This window comes from Nocardia coffeae (genome assembly GCF_019890715.1).
Taxonomy (GTDB): domain Bacteria; phylum Actinomycetota; class Actinomycetes; order Mycobacteriales; family Mycobacteriaceae; genus Nocardia; species Nocardia jiangxiensis.
Genome location: NZ_JAINZY010000018.1, coordinates 74,417 through 94,432 on the forward strand (window position 1 = coordinate 74,417; position 20,016 = coordinate 94,432).

A 20,016-nucleotide genomic window follows, 5' to 3' on the forward strand; every position below is an offset into this window, starting at 1 on the left:
ATCGAACACCATCCGGTGCTGGCAGTTTGTATCAGGCCGTCTCATTGAGCGAGGCCGGCACCGACTACACGGGCTCCCCACCCGGGCGATCCGGGTGGGAGCCTGGGAATCAACGGTCGATCTGGTCGCGAACGTCGTCAGGAATCGAGCCCGAGGTGATGTCGTCACTCTTTCCGAGATCGGTCGGGAAGATGATTGAGGTCCGGGCAAACTGTCCGCCGTCAGCCGACGAAATGGTCTGTCCGGACATGTAACCCGACTCGTCCGAAGCCAGGAACAACGCAAGATTCGCGTTGTCCCGCAACACCGGCGGACGATCCAGGCGCAGCGGCATGGCCCGGTTGTCAGGATCCCACGGGGACATCTCCTCGTAAGACTTACCCAGTACTTCCGCATTCGGCGCGAGAGCGAAATTCACCGACATACCGTGCGTCGGACACAGCGCGTTCGCGCGAATCCCGAACTTGCCGAACTCCAGCGCGGCCGCACGCACCAGACCATTCACCGCCGCCTTCGAGGCGGTGTACATCGGAAAGCCCGGGTAGGCGGTGAACGAGGCGGCCGAGGAGGTCGCCAGGAGCGCACCGCCGGACTCGTTGGCGATCATCCACTTGGCGGCGGCTTTCCACGCCAGATAGATACCGGTGGTGTTCACCGCGAAGATGTTGTTCCAGTCTTCCAGCGACGAATCCGCCAGCGGCTGCATACCGAAACCGGGCTCGGGGATGCCGGCGTTGGCCCACATCACATCGATCCGGCCGTACGCTGCCACAGTGGCTTCGACCAGTTGATTCATCTGGGCTTCGACTCGCACGTCCGCGTCCACCGCAGTGGCGGTCCCGCCTTGCGCCTGAATCTCACCGACAACTTTCTCCGCACGGCCCGGCACTACATCGCTGACGACCACTCGTGCGCCTTCGGCCGCGAACATCAGGGCACCCTCTCGGCCGAGTCCGGACCCCGATCCGGTGATCGCAACTACTTTGTCCCGCATACGCATTCGGTTGCCTCCTGAAACGGCGCGATATCAGTGTTCGGGGCTGGCAATGGACTTGATCCGCAGGTACTCCCGGAATCCCGCGACACCATGCTCCACGCCGTCACCGCTGATGCCGTAGCCGCCGAACGGCGCGTCGGGCGAAAGGTAGAAGGAGTTGTTGATGTTGACCGTTCCGGCCTCGAGCTTGTGCGCGACCTTCCAGGCCCGCTCCTCATCGGAGGACTGGACATAAGCAGACAGACCGTAACGAGAGTTGTTCGCCACGCGCACCGCCTCGTCGTCGTCACCCTCGTAGCGAATCACCGACAGCACCGGACCGAACACCTCGGTCTGCGCGATCTCGGAGTTCTCATCCACGTCGACCAGCAGGGTGGGCTCATACCAGAAACCGCGCTCGAAGCGGTTACTCCGCTTACCGCCGGCCAGCAGCCGCGCACCATCGGCGACCGCGCGATCGACCAGACCTTCGATCCGCTCGAGCTGCTCCGCGCGGATGATCGGCCCGACCATGTTCGCCGGATCGGTAGGATCACCCCACGCCAGGTTGGCAATCATCGGCTGCAACCGGGCGAGGACTTCGTCATAGACGTCCGCGTGCACCACCATGCGGGTGGCCAGCGCGCAGCCCTGGCCGCTGTTGGACATGCACATCGCCATGCCCAACCCGCAAGCCATATCCAGGTTCGCGTCCGGCAGAACGACATTCGCCGACTTGCCGCCCAGTTCGAGCACGCTGTGCCGGATTCCGTTCGCAGCGCGCTCGGCGATCCGTTGCCCGACACCGGGCGACCCGGTGAAGTGGTACAGACCGATGCGCTGGTCAGCGGTCATGGCATCGCCGACAATCGCCTTGTCCGCCGAACTGATCGCATGATAGGCGCCCTTCGGGATATCCGTGGACTCACTCACGACCCGAGCCAACAGTGCCGCGGTCAGCGGGGTATCCGGAGCGCTCTTGAGGATGACCGAGTTGCCGGTGGCCAGCGCGTGGTGCACCTTCCAGATCGCGGTCATGAACGGCGCATTCCAGGGCGTGATCGCGCCGACGACGCCGTAGGGCTCGTAGCAGATCCTTCGCAGGCTGCGGTTGCCCAGGATGTCGAATGCCGGAAGGTCTTCCTCCCACTGGAACGAGGTGATCAGATCGTTGAAGAAATCCATCCCTTCGATCATCACATCAACCTGGGTCGACATGTTCGAAACGACGATGCCGCCCTCTGCGGTGAGCAGCGCCTTGATGTCGTCCGAGCGTGCTCGCAAACCCTCTTGCAGCTGGACCAGGCATTTGCGCCGGAATTCGTGATCGCGCCCCCAATCGGAGCTGTCCGCGAAGCGCCGGGCCGCGGTGATCGCATCATCGACGTCCTCGACGCCGGCATCCGCCGCCTGGGCGATCACCGATTCGTCCGCCGGGTTGATCACGTCATACCGACGTCCGGATCGCGCCTCACGGAATTCACCATCGATGAAAAGCCGACCTTCGATCGTGGGCATCTTACGATCTCCTCATATTGTTCTAGATGAATCGAGTAGTCGCGTCAGCGGAGTTCGCTGCGTCCACGAGGCGCGAAAGAGCGCCCGGGCACTGAGCGAGGGATCGTCAGACACCAGCAAGTGTGACGCGAATCTCCTTAATAATCTAACTGTAAACCTGGCTAGTTGTCAAGGGAGTTCGACTCCCTATCTCCGTTGTGCAACCATCGAGCAATGGAGACAACCAGCGTCGGCCGCAAGCGGCGATCATCCGCAGAGGTCAAGCAGCTCATCGCCGACGCCGCTTCCGCAGAGTTCGCCGAGAACGGCTTCGAGCGGACGACCATCCGGTCGGTAGCACGCCGTGCGAGAGTGACCGAGTCGATGGTGTTCCGCCACTTCGTATCCAAACCGGAGTTGTTTCGCTCCACCGCAGCGGCACCGCTGGTCGAGTTCATGAACAACTTCGCCGACACCTTGGGCGACGATCCGCGAACTCCATGGGATGTCACCGTCCGGTTCGCCCGAGGCCTGTACGAACTGTGCTACACCAATCGTCAAATCCTGGTTTCACTGGCCGCGGGCGCCAGCGAACATGCGGTCACAGCGGAGGACTCGCCGCTCGCTCCCTGCCTGCACGCCCTGATCGATGGCGTCAATCGCTACAACTTGGCCGCAAACGGAAGACAGGCGACGAACGACATCCGTGCATCGGTCCGGCTCACAGTGGCGCTCATCCTGGGTGCCGCGCTCGCGGGTGACGCGCTGTTCCCTCTGGATACCGAGGATGCCGAAATCCCTGTGGAACTGGCACGATACATCTTGTCCGGGTCCGGTTACGCCACTGCGGCGGCAGGGAGCACGGCCGGTCGATGAAACCACACGGCGAGCGGTAGGTCGCCAAGTCGGCCGCAATCGGGAAATACCGCTCTGATCGACTGTGCCGCGCCTGATGTTATAACACAATTAAATGACTCATTCGAACGAGGCTGGGCGTGCAGCCGTTCGTCACCGCTTGCGAAGTGCACGAACTCGGTACGCCGAATACATGCCTTCAGCGCGGCATTCCGAGACGCGGCGGAATTCTCACTGCGGCATCGCGTGTGCTCGAGCGGTCACGGTTCCGATCGCTGAAGGTTCGACAGGTTCTGGCAGCATCCGGCACCTCGACGACGCCTCTCTATCGCCGGTTCCCGAGCAAAGCCCACCTGATATTCGCTTTGCCCGAGCACGATGTACGACATATCGACCGTCAACTCCAGGACCGGACAGACCCGATAGCATCGGTATCCGAACAACTCCGCACATGGCTGTCCTACAAGATCGATATCCCGTACACAACCTGCTCGCTGACGTCCACGCTTTGGTTATGCGCGCACTCGGCCATCGATAGACCGGTTCATCGAAGCCCACTGCAGAAAAGCTTTCTCGAGCCATCCCGACGACCTCAGGTGGGGAGAAGCCGTGCCCCCACCACGTTGGGTGACATCTCTAGAGAACACCGACGCAGCCACCCTGGCGGCACAGCTGTCGTTGATCATCGCTAGCGGCTGACCCGGCCCGAATTCGACGACCGTATCCGAGCACCGACTACGGCCGACTTTCTGCCACGACCAATGCTGGTAGCGGAACAACCACATCTCGACTTCGAGGGAGTGATCTTCATTGCGAGGCCCGCCGCCCCGGGTCCTTGGTCAGTACACGAGTCGCACGCGCGGTCCGGGCAGACCACACCGGCACGGAGTGGGATCGACCTCGCCGTCCACCCCCAGCGCGATATCGCGCCTGGCGAACGCTCGATCTCCGACAACTGTCAAGGTCAGGCCATCGATAGCTCGCTCCACCCGCCACTCGTCCGGATCGAGGTGAAGCCCACTGCGTGGGGAGCATTCGGCGGCCAGTGCCGGTCCAAGCATCGCGATCGTCGCCGGTTCCACGCCGACCTCGCGCAGGGGCCCGACGCCATCGGGCCGAGCCCAGATCAACGGCACCTTCGCCAAGCGCTCGACGATCTGCTCGTCGGCGGTGAGCCCCTGAGCGGATTCCCCGCTCAGCCCGATGACTGCGTTGATGGGCAGCAGAGACAAGAATGTCGCGCTGCGCTTGGCATCCCAGCCATAGGGCTCAGCAGTGCTGAACGTGATTCTGCCCGCTCTCAATGCATCGACCAGCGGATTCAGCCATGGCCCTTCAGCATTGCGGCCTGTAACCAGAACATGATCACCACCGGCAAGCCCGCAGACCTCGATCAACCGCTGAGCCCAGAGCGTGTCGCGCTCGAGCTCCGGCCAGCCGATATCAAAGGTGACCTTGGCCCCGTCGCGCTGCACGAACTGGGCGATACCGGCCAGCTGAGGATGCCGGCCCGCCATGGCCGCAGCCATCGAATCCCGGCTCATTCCTTCACCACCCTCGGAAACTTGGCGACACTGGAACTACGGGCGACGAGGTCATCGACCGAAACCAGCTCGATCTCCGGTCGCACGCCAACGCGTTCGGAGACCACCGTCTGCAACCTGGCACTCAGGTCATCGAGATCCACCTCGCTCACCGACTGATACCCGACACGCAGGCGCAACCGGTCGGCCACCCGGGTGGAGCGAATGATCTGGAACAGGCCGTCGTGTGTCTCGTCCTGACTCTCGATCGCCGCCCAGACCTCGCTGACCACAACGGGTTTGCCTGCGACGACAGTCTCGTCGCCGCGGCGGCCGATCACCCACTGCCGTGCGTGCGTGCGCCCGCACCCGCAGGTCGAGCGGTCGAGCCGGACAAGATCCCCGCTGCGGAAGCGGATCAGGGGAGCTGCCTTGTTGTCCAGGTCGGTCGCGGTCAGCTCACCGATGTCCCCGGAGTCGACGGCACGGTCATTGTCGGTATCGAGGAGTTCGGGCAGGACCAGGTCCTCCCACAGGTGATATCCGTTGTGCTCGCGGCACTCCCACGCGGTGCCGGTATCACCGGCACTGCCGTAGACGAACAACTCGATGCCCCATTCGTCACGCACCTTGTCCGCCAGCGCTTTTCCGAGCGGCTGACCCGCGAACGCCGCGCCTTTGAACGAGGACAACGCCTCCCTGATGTCGTATGTCCCGGCCAGCCGCTCGAATTCCAGCAACGTGGGCATCATTAGCTGCATGTACGCCGGCCGGAACCGCCGGGCGGCCTCGAGGACCTCGGCCCCGTGGCCGATCCACGTGTCGATATAGATCGGGACCAGTCCCATCTTGCGGAAGAAGGTGTCGTAGAACCCGCGGAACGCACCCGCCGGAACGAGCACGCGATCGCCCGGACGCAGACCGAGCTCCCAGAGATCGCGAGTCGAGCAGGCCGGCAACGGCGGCACCGATTCCCAGATTTCTGGAATCAGTTCGGGCGCACCGGTAGTGCCCGAGGTCGACATGACCGATGTCAGCCGTGTTCTCGGCACCTGCAGCAGACCGCCGAACGGGTCACCTGTGTGATTCCGATATGCCCGCAGATCGTCCTTGGTGAATGTGGGTATCAGTCGTTCGAAGTCATCGAGCGAGCGCACCATACCCGGTTCGATACCCGCAGCCGACCACAGCTCGCGATAGAACGGCGATTTCTCGTAAGCGACATGCACGAGTTCGAGCACCCGGCGTTCCTGCAACGCCCGCAATTGATCACGCGGCATTGTTTCGATTTCCGGCTGAAAGAACCGCCGGCCTGCTTCGCTCGCTTCCGAGCTGGAAGCGATGGACAGAGATGCATCCAAGTCGAGTCGACCTCCGTGTGTTCACACAGCAACACGCCGCCGGAGAGATACGAATCACACCGTAACCCTGGCGGAAACCGCTGCCCATGGAACCTTGTTCCGACCTAACCCTGACGGCAAGGCGTTTGAAATATTACAATCATATAGCTCTTTAGGCAAGCGGGGGTCGATCCCAGTCGAGCATCGGAGCGACGACCGCGGTTGCCGGTGCCACACGGCGACCCGGCACCCGTGCCGGCGCCGCTTCATCGACCCACTGGCGAACTCCAGCTACCGCCTTTGGCTCTCCGGTAGGAGCGGGAGCGGGTCACACGCTCGGTTCGGTCGCGCGGCCAGCTGCCGCTGCGTGTTCACGCCGTCCAGTCCGTCGACCGGCCGGACTCCTCGTTCGGCCGCGCCCGGCGGTCATCGGCCCCGTACAACGGAACCGATGACCGATTGTGGACCGCGTCCTGAAATGTTGCACCGCTGGTTCGGCCCGCTACAAGTGTCAAAGGAGAGGAAGCCGTTCTTGTGCCCGTTGGCATGGCAACACATATCCGCAACCTCAATTTGCGTTGGCGTTCGGCATCTTCATGCACTCGCTCGGCTACTTTGCCGATCCTCTCCTTCCGTGTGGGAGCCGTTATGCGTTCGCGGTGGCTGGATTCACCTGCATGCCGAGATGACGGTTCGTGTCGAGCAACAGTGTCGCTTTTGTGATGCTTTCGCCCCAATCCCCCGTGGTGACTGCCTGGCCGTAGTTGACTACCACGCAGTGCGTGATGCCCTCTTTGAGGTAGGGCGCAATCTGCGCGGCGACCTGTTCGGGCATTCCCGTGAACTTCGACTGGCGCACTACTTCCGGGGGAACGCTCTCGGCGATCCGGATAGCCTCGTCGCGTTCCCACTCCATGGGAATCAGATCTCGCGCGTAGGAGAAGTCGTCGCCCAGCGGGTGGGGAGGATTGTTGGGATTCCATTGACGCCAGGAAGCCCCACTGGGTGCCATCACGGCTGCATCCCACCGCAACGCCAGATTGTGGGTCAGCTCCTCGACTGCCGCCTCATTCTCTTCCAGCAGGCAGAGGAACAGACCGCAAAACGACAGGCTGTCGGGGTCGCGGCCGGCTTCCTCGGCGTGCCGCCGCGCCCCGGCGCGTAGTTCGGCGAACTGCTCGGCGCTCCCACACCCTGGGAAGTACGACATCCACCCGTCGGCATGCTTTCCAGTGATCTCGATCGAGCGCCCCGGCCCTCCTGCTACCCAGATGTCGGGTGTGCGGGTCTTGTCGACCGGCGGCAGCGCCAGTATGGCGTCTTTCAGGTTCCAGATCGGGCCTTCATAATCGATGGGATCCGAACTGTCGCAGAACATCTTGATGATCTTGACACATTCCTCGAGATGTCCGAACGGCTTTTTCCGTGGAATACCGTAGGGCGTGAACTGCTTGACCTCACCAGCTCCGGTCGTCAACACCGTCCGTCCGTTGGAGACGTGATCCATCGACAGCAGCAACTGGGCGAGGTTGACCGGTGTGCGCCTGAGGGCATCCGACAATACGCAGAATTGGATCTTCTCGGTTACGAGCGCTTGAGCGCTGGCTAGCACCCAAGGATCCATCCACCAATCCACATCCATCTTGTCGGCAGCCTTCACGATGTCAGGCGTCCACATAGACCGCGGAATGGTGAAGTTCAGCTGATCCCCCTCCAGGATGAAGTCATATCCGCTCTGTTCATACGATTTCGCCGCCGCGAGAACATTCACGATCGGCGGAAAAGGAATCCCTGACACCCCGAACTTTACTGCTTGCCCCACGCTTTCACTCCCGTCCTAGAGAGTAGGCCGCAATCGCCTAACTTATACAATTAATACAGCTATATACTGCATTGTGCACTGTATCACTCGGTAAGTCGTTCGTCAACGAATCCCGCATGCCACGCTGACCGTCAAAGTGCACGTGCAGCACTGCGGCGCAACGACTTCCGCGCATGCGCGCACGGAAGTGACAACCGAGATGACTCGTAGAGAGGCGGATCTGATGCCGCTGCGCCCAGCCGCATCCGAAGGAGTTCGGTCACGACGCGTTCCCTCGCCCGCGACCGGAACAGGGGCCACTCTGGTACAAATCGCAGCCGATTTCGGGATCCATTCGATGACATTGAGGCCACCAGCCATCCAGAAGACACTGACCATGCACGTCCACGGTCGTGCCGGCAGTGGTCAACTGCCGGTTCCAGCGGATATCGTTATATTATTGACTTATTCGAGCGTCTAGGGTTTACTTGCGAACAATCGAGTGAGCCTGAAGAGACGTCCCGTGAATGACAGTGAGGTTGAGCGCGTGGGTAGTGAGCTGCGATTTGACGACCGTGTCGTCATCGTCACAGGTGCGGGTAGGGCGATCGGACGCGCTGAGGCGCTGCTGCTGGCCGAGCGGGGTGCGAAGGTTGTGGTCAATGACCTCGGTGGCGCTATGGATGGCAGCGGGGAGGACACGGGGCCGGCGTACGAGGTCGCTCGAGAGATCGTGGATCTTGGCGGCGAGGCATTCGGAAACGCTGCCAGCGTTGCCGATCAAGTCGCGATGCGGGCGCTTGTCGCCGAAACGGTCGATCGTTTCGGTCGCATCGACGCCGTGATCAACAACGCTGGCATCCTCACTACAGAGGATGTCTCGACGCTGCCCCTGGAGACCCTGGAACGACACCTACAGGTCCACTTGATCGGATCGTTCAACGTGACGCAGGCGGCGTGGCCGCATTTTGTCGAGCAGGGATATGGGCGGGTCGTCATGACTCTTACCGGAGCTCTGATGGGATCGGCCCCGGTCGTGGCGTACTCGACCGCGAAGGGCGGGCTGTTCGGTCTGACTCGCAACCTGGCCGAAAACGGGGCAGCACACGGAATCAAGGTGAACGCGATCGTTCCGTCGGCGTTCACCAGACTCGCCGGAGACAAAGACATCCGCGACCGGGCCGGTATTTCCCAGCTGAACAGCCTGGGTAAAGAAGGGCGCGGGCAACCGGAGGAGGTGGCGCCGGCACCGGTTTTCCTGGTTCATGAGGAGTGCCCGGTGACGGGTGAAGTGCTGACCACGACCGGGACCAACGTCGCCCGCTGGTTCCTTGCGAGCACACCCGGCTACACCCAGGCGGACATGACCCTCGAAGCGATCCGCGACAACTGGGACCGCGTGTGCGACGAACGAGGCTACGCCGTCCCCCGCACGACCTCCGAGCACGCCGCGTTCCGCACCAGCCACAGCCTGTAAAAGCCTTGACCGGCCGATCACCGTAAAGGTTGACCGGTTCAACCCCAGATAGGTGGGATATTCCATGGCCGACTCGGTGTTCACGGTGATCTCGAGCGACGGGCACGCCGGCGCCCTGATGGCGGACTATCGACCATATGTTGATCCGGAGTTTCATGCGGAGTTCGACGCATTTCTCGTGGACTGGAACGAGAAGGGGTCGCGAAACTTCGATGCCGCGTCGCTCGGTGCGCGTCTCGATCCGGAGTACGTCGATGAATGGACCGAGAAGATGGTCGACACCGGGCGGATCGACGGCTTTCCGGACGTACACCGCCGGATCGCCGAGATGGAGCGCGAAGGAGTCTGCGTCGAAGTACTGTTCCCCGATTTCGGATTGCCTTTCGAGCTGTACTCGCCGACGTTGGCAGCTGCCAAGGGAATGCCTGCGATGGACGAGGTACACCGCCGCGCCGGCTTCCGCGCCTTCAACCGCTGGCTCGTCGACTTCGTTAGCGGGGCACCAGGGCGCTTCATCCCGATGGCCGCGGTGAGCTGGTCCTACGACGTCGACGACGCGGTCGCTGAGATCCGATGGGCGCGCGAGCACGGCTTCCGCGGCATCGTGCTGCCACATTTCGACCCGCTCAAGCCTTTGTATCATCCCGAATTCGAGCCGATCTGGAATGTCCTGGATGAGCTCGACATGATCGTCAACAGCCACGCCGCGCTCTCGAGCACCTCGACGCGCCCGATCCACACCCCGGCCGTCCCGCATCCGGCCTGCGGATCCCGGCTGTACGTGCCGGAAATGATGTTCTACACGCATAACGTCCTGAATCACCTCATCTGGGGCGGCGTGCTCGAGCGTCACCCGAATCTGAAGGTTGTGTTTACCGAGCAGGGGTCGGGCTGGGTTGTACCGATGCTGCGGGACATGGATTACAGCTATGACGGAAGCTATTTCCGCACCGACTACCGCGACGTCATCAAGTGCAAGCCGAGTGAATATTACGAGCGACAGTGCTACCTTGGCTCGTCGATCTTCTCACGTTCCGAGATCAGGGCACGGAATGATATCGGCGTGGACAAGATGATGCTGGGGATGGATTTCCCGCACCACGAGGGGACTCTGCTCGAGACGACGCAGGAGTACCTTCGCGCGACGCTCGGCGCCGAGCATGTGCCGGTCGACGAAGCCCGTGAACTGCTCGGCGGAAACGCCGCGAAAGTGTTCGACATCGACTTGCGGAGCCTTCTGCCAATCGCACGTCGCATCGGGCTCAGCACCGAGGACGTCCTTACGCCACCCGAGTCGGATCTCTTTCCCCGTGGCGACGTCCACAAGCCTGTGTTTATCGGTTGATGGCTCCCGCGCAAACAGGTGCATAGTTATACCTAAACTTCGGGGCAGCGCGATGGCCGACACCGAGAGTGATCGTCCCGCGATTGGATCGGGTCCGGTGACGATTCGCCACCGGACCCGATGCGCTCGCTACAGACCCATCGACCGGCCAATGAGATCCTTCATGATCTCGTTCGTGCCGCCATAGACACGCTGCACTCGCACATCTCGCCACAATCGGGCGATCTCGTACTCGTTCATGTAGCCGTACCCACCGTGCAACTGCATGCAGCGATCGGTGATCTCCCACTGCGTTTCGGTGGTCCACCACTTCGCGCCAGCAGCTTCCTCCGCAGTCAGCTCACCGGCGTTGGCAGCGACGATGCACTGGTCGAGGTACGTCTGCATCACCTCGATCTTCGTGCGCATCTCGGCAAGCGCGTGCCGATTCACCTGGAACGTACCGATGGCCTGTCCGAACGCCTTACGATCCTGCGCGTAGGCCAAGGTCAACTCGTAAGCGCGGCGAGCGCCCGCCACCGCGTGCACAGCGATACCAAGGCGCTCCTTCGGCAGGTTACGCATCAGATGGTAGAAGCCTCGATTTTCCTCACCGATCAGATTTGATATGGGAACGCGCACGTCCTGGAAATGAAGTTCGGCGGTATCCGCAGAATGCTGACCGATCTTGTCCAGCTTACGACCACGTGTGAATCCGGGCGTGTCGGCCTCTACCGCGATGAGGCTGACACCTTTGCGTCCCGCAGCAGGATCGGTCTTGCAGGCGACGATGACGAGATTCGAGAGCAGGCCGTTGGAGATGAAGATCTTCGATCCATTGATGACGTACTCGTCGCCCTCACGTCGCGCGGTGGTACGAAGGCCGGCCAGGTCCGATCCGGCTCCGGGCTCCGACATCGCGATCGCGGTGATGATCTCCCCAGTGACAAATTTCGGCAGCCAGCGGCGCTTCTGCTCGTCGGTCGTGAGGTCGATCAGATACGGCGCGACGATATCGTTTTGAATACCGAATCCGACGCCGACCGATCCGGTCGCCCAATACTCTTCGTTCAGAATGGCATTGAAACGGAAATCGACAATGCCCGATCCGCCGAACTCTTCCGGAACATCCCACCCCAGCAGGCCCGCCTGTCCCGCCTTCAACCAGACTTCTCGCGACGTACGGCCGGCCTTCTCCCACTCATCGACATGCGGCACACACTCCTTTTCGAAAAATGTGCGCGCTGTCTGCCTGAACTGCTCGTGTTCAGGCTCGAAAATCGTACGGCGCATGGCGCTTTCATCCTCTCATTCTGCACAGTCGTCGAACGCGACAGGTTGCCGATAGACCCGCACTCCGAGGTCCCGTCGTCATCTCTCCACGGTCTCGCTCACCATTGCGCCCATCCCCGTCGCGATCGCGGCGACCTTGCCATCCTCGCGCACAAGTTCGGTTCGGATCGAGCGCAGCCTGTGCCCGCCGCGTTCCAATGTCGAGGACATCCGCAACTCGCCCAGGGGTGGCACTGGACGCAAATAATCGACCGCGAACCGGATTCGGCGAGAACGACCGTGCAGAGTTTGCTCGAACGCGTCCTGCGCAGCATGCGCCAAACTCATCAGCACCCCGCCGTGCACCATGCCCGCACTGTTGCTCATGGCTGGCGCGACGGTGGTTACACACTGACCCGCGTTGAGCACCGATACCTGGATGTCCATCGGATCGAACTGCGCGCCAACCGGTCTCGACCAAGTGTCCGGCGCTCCCTGGCGGCCCCCTCCGATGGACACGATGGCGACAGCGTGAGCGATCGGTGTGCCTAGATCATCGTGAATATCGGCCCGCGACGTACCGAATCCGGACGCGTGGGTCAGCGTCGTACCCTTCGCCTGCAGGGACGTCGCCCCGGCCGCCGGTGCGCCGAGCGTATCGACCCGGAGTTCCACCGTCGCACAGAATTCGTGTTCCTCGGCGGTCAGAACACTTAGTCCGGTCGCCGCGTCGGCGAGCACCGACAACCGTATCGGCTCGACCGGCTGCAATTGATCCGTCGCAGCGCCGCGCAACGGCATCGTCACAGCCACGCGTCCCGGAGCGATCAGCAGAGCTGACATTTCCAATTGCGCTTCCACGGAGGCGCCGAAGATGATCCGATTATCCGGGTGGATTTCCAGATGTCTGATACGCAGGGCGTCAGAAAGGTCGTTGGTCATAGTTCCCGTCTCTGAGAGATCCGGAGCCCCGGTCCGCGTGCATGGGTCGGGCAATACAAAGACACAGCGCCCACGCGGTGCGCCGGGGACATCTCAGCGTGCCGGCTCAGCGCTTGATCAGCTCGAGGCCGTTGTCCCGCAGGAAGATCCGCCGTCGCTCCTCGCCTAGTCCTTCGACCTTCGCATAGAAGTCCGCCGGCTCGCGCAACCCTTCCGCATGCGGCCAGTCCGAACCCATCACGAGGCAGTCCACGCCACCGAGCCGGTCGGCCAGGTCCACGGTGTCATCCTCCGGATACGGAACCACACGAACGTGCTTTTTGAAAATTGCGCTCGGCCGCTCGGACAGTTGCCCGCCGAGCCAACGCCCGTTGCGGGCCATACCGCGGCTCTTGTCCATGTGCCGAATGAAGTGTGGTACCCATTCCGCGCCGAATTCGCTGACCAGAACCCGAATATTCGGAAAACGGCCGAACAAATTGTCGAAAATGAGCGCCGAGAGCGTATCGGTTATAGGCCGCTCACCATAGGTGTTCTGCCACTGCCACGCCGAGAACTGGAAGGGCGGGACCAGACTCCAGCCCCATTGGCTCGCGACATTGGCCTGGTAGTGGAATTCGGAGATGTGGTAGGCGATCGTCACACCCGCCTCGTTGATACGAGACCAGAACGGATCGAAGTAGGGGTCGCCGGGTGAGCGCCCGTAGGCCGGCCCGGGGGCCAGCATTACGAACCGGGCCCCTTCGGCGAGTACTCGATCGAGTTCCGCGCAGGCGCGGTCCAGGTTCCGCAGGGACAGCATGGCGGGGGCGAAGATGGTGTTCTTGTAGGCGAAGCCCCAGTCCTCCGCCATCCACCGGTTGAAAGACTCCAGGTTGTCGTACAGCGGATCGACGCCCTCGAGGTACGCCTCGGCCATCAGCGCCCAACCCCCCGGATACATGATCGAATGCTCGATCTGCTGCTCGCCCAACTGCTTGACGCGCGCGTCCCGGTCCCGGTACTCCGACTGAATCGGCTCGTAGAACCGCTCGGCGTCGCTCGCCTCGCCGGACGAACGCGCCTTCAACATCTCCACCAGCGAGCCGGGAACGTACGCCTGGTCGAGATTCGCCTCGAGCGCGGTGACGACCCGGTCGTTGGCCAGCAGAATCTTCTTGCCGGTCGCGGAAGTAATCGGATAGATAGCCGAATCCAGCTTCGATTTCGGCATATGCCGAGTGAAGCAATCGTCGGCCTCGTAGGAATGTTGGTCGAAGTCGAGCAGCTTGTACGGCAGCCGCCCCACCGTGTCCTTGATCAGCGACATCGCGAACATCCTCTCTCCGAGTACTGGACGGCCCCTGCGGCGACCACGGGCCTACCGGGCTGAGGAACTCACCCCCGGCAACGTGATAGATGCTATCAGATTGTTAGACTATTGCAAGTTTTATAGTTGGACAGTTAAGCTCTTTCTATCGGCAGGGTCGGAGACGCGTTCGTACGCACGTAGACGTCGGACTGTCCCCCGAGGCGATGCGCCGAAACCGCATCCACCTCTCGCCCGCAGCGTGCTACGGAGGCCAAACGAGGCAAGCCCGGCGGACTCCGGACGGCCGAGTCGACCGGCGACCCGTTCCCGACTGTGCTCCCCGGCCCCGGAGGGCGACCGAACAGCTGCAGGCGAGTTCGGCGATCACTAGCGACAAGGTGACGGAAGTTACCCGCACAGCATCAAAGGGCCTGATACCGCACTTTTCACCTCCACGAACGCACCTGCAAGAGCAGACACTGGTGGTGTTTCACCCGCGGATTGGCGGCCGATGGCCAGCCATGGAATTCTCGATCAGTCTGCCGGGCCTGGGGGGTGGGGGCCGGTTATCACACCGAAGCGACCACCGCTCGACTCCAGAAGGCCCGGACCACGGAAACCGCTCCCTGCTCGACGAGGGCCGTTGTCCGCGGCCGGACAAAGAACTATAACTGAATGTGCTATTTGAGCACTTTGGCGAGCACCGTCCGAGCTTCGTCATCCTGACGTCGACTGATCTCGGCATGACCTATCAGGTTGGAACCGTGGAAAGTACCGGGGAACAAGTGCAGTTCAACTGCAACACCGGCAGCGAGCAGGGACTGCGCGTAAGCGATACCTTCGTCGCGCAGGGGGTCGAACTCCATCACCGAGATATAGGCGGGCGGCAGACGTCCGAAGTCCTCCGCTCGCGCCGGCGCCGCGTAGGGTGAGACCGAGGCTGTGCCCCGGACCCCAGCGCCGAGGTAGCAGTCCCAGCTTGCCTCCGCGCTAGGGCGGTTCCAGAGCGGTGTCTCCGTGAAAGCCGCCATGCTTGCCGTCTCGAGCCGATCGTCAACTACCGGCACGCCCAAGAACTGGAAGGCGATGTGCGGTCCACTGCGATCGCGAGCGAGCAATGCAAGCGCTGCACACAGTCCCCCGCCAGCGCTGTGCCCCTGGATCACGACACGTGACGGATCACAACCCCACTGTGCGGCCTGCTCAGCAGTCCACACCAAGGCCGCATAGCAGTCCTCCAGCGCTGCTGGGTAAGGGTTCTCGGGCGCTAGTCGATAGTCGACCGAAACGATGACCACTCCGAAAGTGCGCGCCAATTCGATGTTCGCCGCATGGTTCGTTTCGATATCACCCATGACGAAGCCGCCCGCGTGGATGTCGAGCAGAACCGCTTCCGATTCGATGGCGTCGGGCATATACATACGCACGAGTACGTCCGGCCCGCCGTCGTACCCGGAGATCGAGCTGTCACGAACCGTGACTCCGGTGGTATCCGCCGAGCCGAACGCCTGGGCGACCAACTCCCGGGTTTGCGCCCGGGCACCGGCCAGGTCCTTCGAAAAGTCGAGATCCGGCAACATTGGCACCGCGACAGCGAGTTCGGAATCGAATGCGAAACTCATGAGCTCAGCGCCTCCACTCGGACGAGACGCATAGCTCCGACGTCTTCGTGGGCGAACAGCAATCCGAACGCGCACCCAATACCTCTTCCCCCGCCGGTCACTACAGCCATCTTGTTCTCGAGATCCATCTCCACCTACATCTGCTGCGAGTCATTGCCCATATCTGCGGGCCGACCGAAATAGCGCCTCTTCCATATGAACGAAATCGTACTTCGCAGCGGACACAACTCACCAGGGAACAGTGTTCCAGCGGATCGTACGGGTCGCTCACAGGGACGTCCACCGACCGGAACCCGCACGTCGCCGCGTGATCACGTTCAGAGAGTTCGGAGGCAGCGAACCGCGTTCCGTGACTGAGAGATGCTGAGGCGGGGAAAGTATTATTGCAGCGGATGAAACGAGGAGGGCAAGACGATGCGAGCGCTGTCTGCACGAGCAAAGGCCATGGTGGAGTCTTGGAACGGCATTGCGGTCACGCCGCGGGATGCAGCCACGGTCGTGTTGCTACGGCCCTGCGAAGGCGGTTTCCAGGTCTTCCTGATGCGACGACAGCCAACCATGAATTTCGCCGCGGGAATGCACGTATTTCCTGGCGGCAGTGTCGAGGATGCAGATGCGGATCCAGCGATCGGGTGGATCGGCCCCGCACCGGCCTGGTGGGCCGACAAGTTCGGCTGCACAGCCGACCTAGCAGGAGCGTTGGTAGTAGCGGCGGTCCGCGAAACCTTCGAGGAGACCGGCATACTACTGGCCGGTTCCTCGGCGGATCCAGCGATCGAGACCGACATGGCCCGTTATTCGCATGCCCGCGCGGAATTGGAGAATGGCAGCATCAGCTTCACAGACTTCCTATCCGATAGCGGCCTGTCCATGCGCGTCGACCTATTGGGCCCATGGGCGCACTGGGTGACGCCCGAATTCGAGCCTCGCCGCTTCGACACTCGATTCTTCGTGGCAATGCTGCCGGGCGGTCAGCGGATCGGAGATCTGGCTTCGGAAGCCGACCATGCGATCTGGCTGGATCTGCACGAGGCATACCGCGCCGGCAAGGCCGGCGAACTTCCCATGATGCCTCCCACAATCCACACAATACGCCAGTTGCTCACATTCGACGGAAAAGACCTCATCGGTACGGCAGCGACCAGGGAGGTGACCACCGTCGCTCCGAAACTTGTCCGGGCCGATGGACAATACTTCTTCGACCGTCCCGACACAGATGAGTTCTGATTGAGACCTTTATCCGTGTACCCGTCTCGTGGAATACCACAGGAACACGCTCACTCCGTGTCGGTGAGGTCGCGTAGCGCATTCTTGAGAACTTTCATACTCGCATTGCGAGGCAGGGCGTCAACCAGCATCACCCGGCGCGGCACCTTGAAGTTCGCGATCTTCTCGGCCGCCCACGCCCGGAACTCCGCCTCGGTCAGCGCGGCGAGAGGACGCGGCACCACGAATGCCACCGGTACTTCGCCCATCCGCGCGTCGGACACGCCGACCACCGCGATCTCGGCCACCGAGGGGTGTTCGCCGAGCATTCGTTCGACCTCGGCGGGGTATACATTGAACCCGCCGACAACGACGACGTCCTTCTTCCGATCCATGATCCGGATGTACCCGCGCTCGTCCATCGCCACAACGTCGCCGGTACGCAGCCACCCGTCAGCGTCGATGACCTCGGCGGTCTGTTCGGGGTCTTCCCAGTATCCGCGCATGACGTTGTACCCACGCACCAGCAACTCACCGGCCTCCCCTGTTGGCACGTCGTGTCCTTCGTCGTCGACCACCCGCAACTCGACGTCCCATGCCGCACGCCCCACGGTAGACGCGATGTCCTCGACGTCATCGACTCGCGGAACGGTCGCGGTCACCAGCGAGGTCGCCTCCGTCAATCCGTAACCGCTGTGGACAATTTCAGCCCCCAATTCGGTCGCGATCCGGCGGAACAGATCGGGTGGCACCATCGCAGCCGAGGGCATCGTGACACGTAGGGAGGACACATCTTCACCGCGCGACCCCCTATCGAGGATGTCCTGGTACATCGTCGGCGGACCCAGCAGGATCGACACCCGTTCATCTGCGACCGTCCGCAGCACCGCGTCGATGTCGAAGACGCGCTGCGGAATACTGCAGACGCCGTGCACAATGCACGCCATCCATCCCGCCTTGTAGCCGAAGGTGTGGAAGAACGGCGGAATGATCAGATATCGGTCCCCCGCACGGAAATCCATGACTTTCGCCAGCCATCCATGGGCGCGCAACGACTGACCGTGCGAGAGCATCACCCCCTTGGGCTGTCCGGTGGTGCCGGAGGTGAACATGATGTCGGACAGGTCGTCGGAGCGGACCGCATCGATCGCGGCATTCGCCTGCGCGACCGTCACAGCCTCACGACCGCGCGCCAGAAACCGGTCCCACGACAACTGACCGGGGCCCACTTCTCCTGACGCCACGACCACCCGGTCCAGCGCCGAGACAGACGGATCGACTGCACGCAGCATCTCCGGATAGTCGTTACCCAGGAAGTCGGTCATGGTGACCAGCGCCCGCGCGTCGCTCTTACGCAGAACGAAGGCCGCTTCCCCACCCTTGAAACGAGTGTTGATCGGCACCAGAACCCCACCCGCGCCTTGGATTCCGAGCGCGGCCACGATCCAGTGAAACGAATTCGGAGCCCAGATGGCGACCCGGTCTCCCGGTTCGACGCCAAGCGCGATCACGGCCCGTACGCTGTCGATCATGGCGGTCTCCAGCTGAGCGAACGTCATCCGCACGTCACCGTCCACGAGCGCCTCGAGCGATCCGAACCGCTCGGCCGCGGCCCGCACGGCGTTCGGGATACTGACCAGGTCCCGGTCGTACCGAATCCTCAGGTCATCGGGGATGTGGGACCACTGATCGCGGTATCCGATCGGATCGGTCGCCATAGCATCTCCTTGCTTGTTCGGTGACGAGTAGCCACCCCGTGCAGTCTCTTTAGATTAAACTATTGTTCTATTTGGGCTGCGCAGACCACCGACAAGTACCGGCGAAAGGCTATCGAGCACTATGGAATACACGCCCTTGGGTCGCAGCGGATTGTCTGTGTCCAGACTCGTACTCGGCACGATGAACTTCGGCCCCGAGACATCCGAACCGGACAGTCATGCGATCATGGACCGCGCACACGAGCACGGCATAAATTTCTTCGACACCGCCAACGTGTACGGCACGCTGATGGCCGATCCGCCGACAGGCCATCTCGGTCTTACCGAGGAGATCATCGGCCGCTGGTTCGCCACAGGTGACCGCCGACGCGAGAAGACCGTGCTGGCCACCAAGGTCTACATCCCGATGGGCAAGTGGCCCAACGAATCTCGCCTGTCGGCACTGAATATCCGTCGGGCGTGCGACGAATCGCTCCGGCGTCTCGGGACCGACTACATCGACCTGTATCAAATGCACCACGTCGACCGACAATCGCCGTGGGAGGAGATCTGGGAAGCCTTCGAACTCTTGCGGCAGCAAGGGAAGGTGCTCTACTTCGGCTCGTCGAACTTCGCCGGGTGGCACATCGCGCAGGCGCAGGAAGCCGCCCGCTCACGGCACTTTCTCGGCCTGGTCAGCGAGCAGTCGATCTACAACCTCCTGACTCGCTGGATCGAACTGGAGGTACTACCCGCAGCCCGGCACTACGGACTGGGCGTGATCCCTTGGTCGCCATTGCAGTCCGGATTGCTGGGCGGGGTCCTGAGGAAGCAGCGTGACGGCGCCACCGCGCGCAGTACCTCGAAACGCATGGCCGCGGCACTCGACCAGCACCGCGAAACCCTCGAGGGATACGAAAAGTTGTGCGCGGATCTCGGTGAGGACCCTGCCCACGTCGGCCTGGCATGGCTGCTGGCACAGGACGGGGTGACCGGGCCCATCATCGGTCCTCGCACCGTCAACCAGCTCGATGGTGCGCAGCGCGCGCTGGAGATCACCCTCGACGACGACACGCTCACAGCGCTGGATCGGCTCTTCCCCGCGCCGGCTCCGAACGGAAGCAAGCCTGCGCCCGAGGCGTATGCCTGGTAACCAGTTCGGCATGCGGTGACCGCAGGACGCCCCAACGGGA

General features: G+C 62.3%; 16 protein-coding genes. 6 read left to right on the forward strand and 10 right to left on the reverse strand.

Features of this window, described 5'->3' with window-relative positions:
• Nucleotides 1-109 precede the first annotated feature (109 nt).
• Together K7711_RS41090 and K7711_RS41095 are read right to left on the reverse strand one after the other, a co-directional pair.
• Nucleotides 110-1,000, reverse strand: a complete 891-nt coding sequence (locus K7711_RS41090) for an SDR family NAD(P)-dependent oxidoreductase (protein ID WP_222977468.1) — start codon at nt 998-1,000, stop codon at nt 110-112.
• A gap of 27 nt (nt 1,001-1,027) precedes the next feature.
• The gene (locus K7711_RS41095) at nt 1,028-2,494 is read right to left on the reverse strand and encodes an aldehyde dehydrogenase family protein (protein ID WP_222977469.1); all 1,467 of its coding nucleotides are present in this window, start codon (nt 2,492-2,494) and stop codon (nt 1,028-1,030) included.
• 213 nt (nt 2,495-2,707) lie between these two features.
• Between K7711_RS41095 and K7711_RS41100 the strand changes: the two genes are divergently transcribed.
• Nucleotides 2,708-3,349, forward strand: coding sequence for a TetR/AcrR family transcriptional regulator (locus K7711_RS41100; protein WP_222977470.1), 642 nt, complete (start codon nt 2,708-2,710; stop codon nt 3,347-3,349).
• Between the two features lie 146 nt (nt 3,350-3,495).
• Nucleotides 3,496-4,020 (forward strand): TetR/AcrR family transcriptional regulator, encoded by a 525-nt coding sequence (locus K7711_RS49460; RefSeq protein WP_372460243.1) that lies wholly within the window; start codon nt 3,496-3,498, stop codon nt 4,018-4,020.
• A gap of 147 nt (nt 4,021-4,167) precedes the next feature.
• Here K7711_RS49460 and K7711_RS41110 read toward each other — a convergent pair whose 3' ends face one another.
• From K7711_RS41110 to K7711_RS41120, 3 genes are all read right to left on the reverse strand, one after another.
• Entirely contained in the window at nt 4,168-4,872 is a 705-nt protein-coding gene (locus K7711_RS41110; protein WP_222977472.1) for a hypothetical protein, read from the reverse strand.
• A complete protein-coding gene (locus K7711_RS41115) occupies nt 4,869-6,131 on the reverse strand; it encodes a phenylacetate--CoA ligase family protein (RefSeq protein WP_235748582.1) in 1,263 nt (420 codons plus the stop codon). Before K7711_RS41115 ends, K7711_RS41110 begins: the two co-directional genes overlap by 4 nt.
• A 706-nt stretch (nt 6,132-6,837) precedes the next feature.
• Nucleotides 6,838-8,013 carry an LLM class flavin-dependent oxidoreductase gene (locus K7711_RS41120; RefSeq protein ID WP_222977473.1) on the reverse strand — a complete coding sequence of 392 codons (1,176 nt, stop codon included), beginning with the start codon at nt 8,011-8,013 and terminating at the stop codon, nt 6,838-6,840.
• Between the two features lie 502 nt (nt 8,014-8,515).
• Here K7711_RS41120 and K7711_RS41125 point away from each other — a divergent pair.
• The gene (locus tag K7711_RS41125) at nt 8,516-9,469 is read left to right on the forward strand and encodes an SDR family NAD(P)-dependent oxidoreductase (protein ID WP_222977474.1); all 954 of its coding nucleotides are present in this window, start codon (nt 8,516-8,518) and stop codon (nt 9,467-9,469) included.
• Nucleotides 9,470-9,533: 64 nt separating this feature from the next.
• Nucleotides 9,534-10,814 (forward strand): amidohydrolase family protein, encoded by a 1,281-nt coding sequence (locus tag K7711_RS41130; protein ID WP_222977475.1) that lies wholly within the window; start codon nt 9,534-9,536, stop codon nt 10,812-10,814.
• Between the two features lie 129 nt (nt 10,815-10,943).
• Here the strand turns inward: K7711_RS41130 and K7711_RS41135 are convergent, their stop codons facing one another.
• The 4 genes from K7711_RS41135 to K7711_RS41150 form a co-directional block, all read right to left on the reverse strand.
• Entirely contained in the window at nt 10,944-12,086 is a 1,143-nt protein-coding gene (locus K7711_RS41135) for an acyl-CoA dehydrogenase family protein (RefSeq protein WP_222977476.1), read from the reverse strand.
• A 78-nt stretch (nt 12,087-12,164) separates the two neighbouring features.
• The gene (locus tag K7711_RS41140; protein ID WP_222977478.1) at nt 12,165-13,007 is read right to left on the reverse strand and encodes an acyl-CoA thioesterase domain-containing protein; all 843 of its coding nucleotides are present in this window, start codon (nt 13,005-13,007) and stop codon (nt 12,165-12,167) included.
• A gap of 106 nt (nt 13,008-13,113) precedes the next feature.
• Nucleotides 13,114-14,316 carry an amidohydrolase family protein gene (locus tag K7711_RS41145; protein WP_222977480.1) on the reverse strand — a complete coding sequence of 401 codons (1,203 nt, stop codon included), beginning with the start codon at nt 14,314-14,316 and terminating at the stop codon, nt 13,114-13,116.
• A 662-nt stretch (nt 14,317-14,978) separates the two neighbouring features.
• Nucleotides 14,979-15,920 (reverse strand): alpha/beta hydrolase, encoded by a 942-nt coding sequence (locus K7711_RS41150; protein WP_222977482.1) that lies wholly within the window; start codon nt 15,918-15,920, stop codon nt 14,979-14,981.
• A gap of 414 nt (nt 15,921-16,334) precedes the next feature.
• On the opposite strand from K7711_RS41150, the gene K7711_RS41155 reads away from it, so the two are divergent.
• Entirely contained in the window at nt 16,335-17,147 is an 813-nt protein-coding gene (locus tag K7711_RS41155) for an NUDIX hydrolase (RefSeq protein ID WP_222977484.1), read from the forward strand.
• A gap of 50 nt (nt 17,148-17,197) precedes the next feature.
• Here K7711_RS41155 and K7711_RS41160 read toward each other — a convergent pair whose 3' ends face one another.
• On the reverse strand, nt 17,198-18,844 hold the full coding sequence (locus K7711_RS41160) for an AMP-binding protein (protein ID WP_222977486.1): 1,647 nt from the start codon (nt 18,842-18,844) through the stop codon (nt 17,198-17,200).
• A gap of 157 nt (nt 18,845-19,001) precedes the next feature.
• Between K7711_RS41160 and K7711_RS41165 the strand changes: the two genes are divergently transcribed.
• A complete protein-coding gene (locus K7711_RS41165) occupies nt 19,002-19,976 on the forward strand; it encodes an aldo/keto reductase (protein ID WP_308015182.1) in 975 nt (324 codons plus the stop codon).
• The last annotated feature ends 40 nt before the right edge of the window (nt 19,977-20,016 follow it).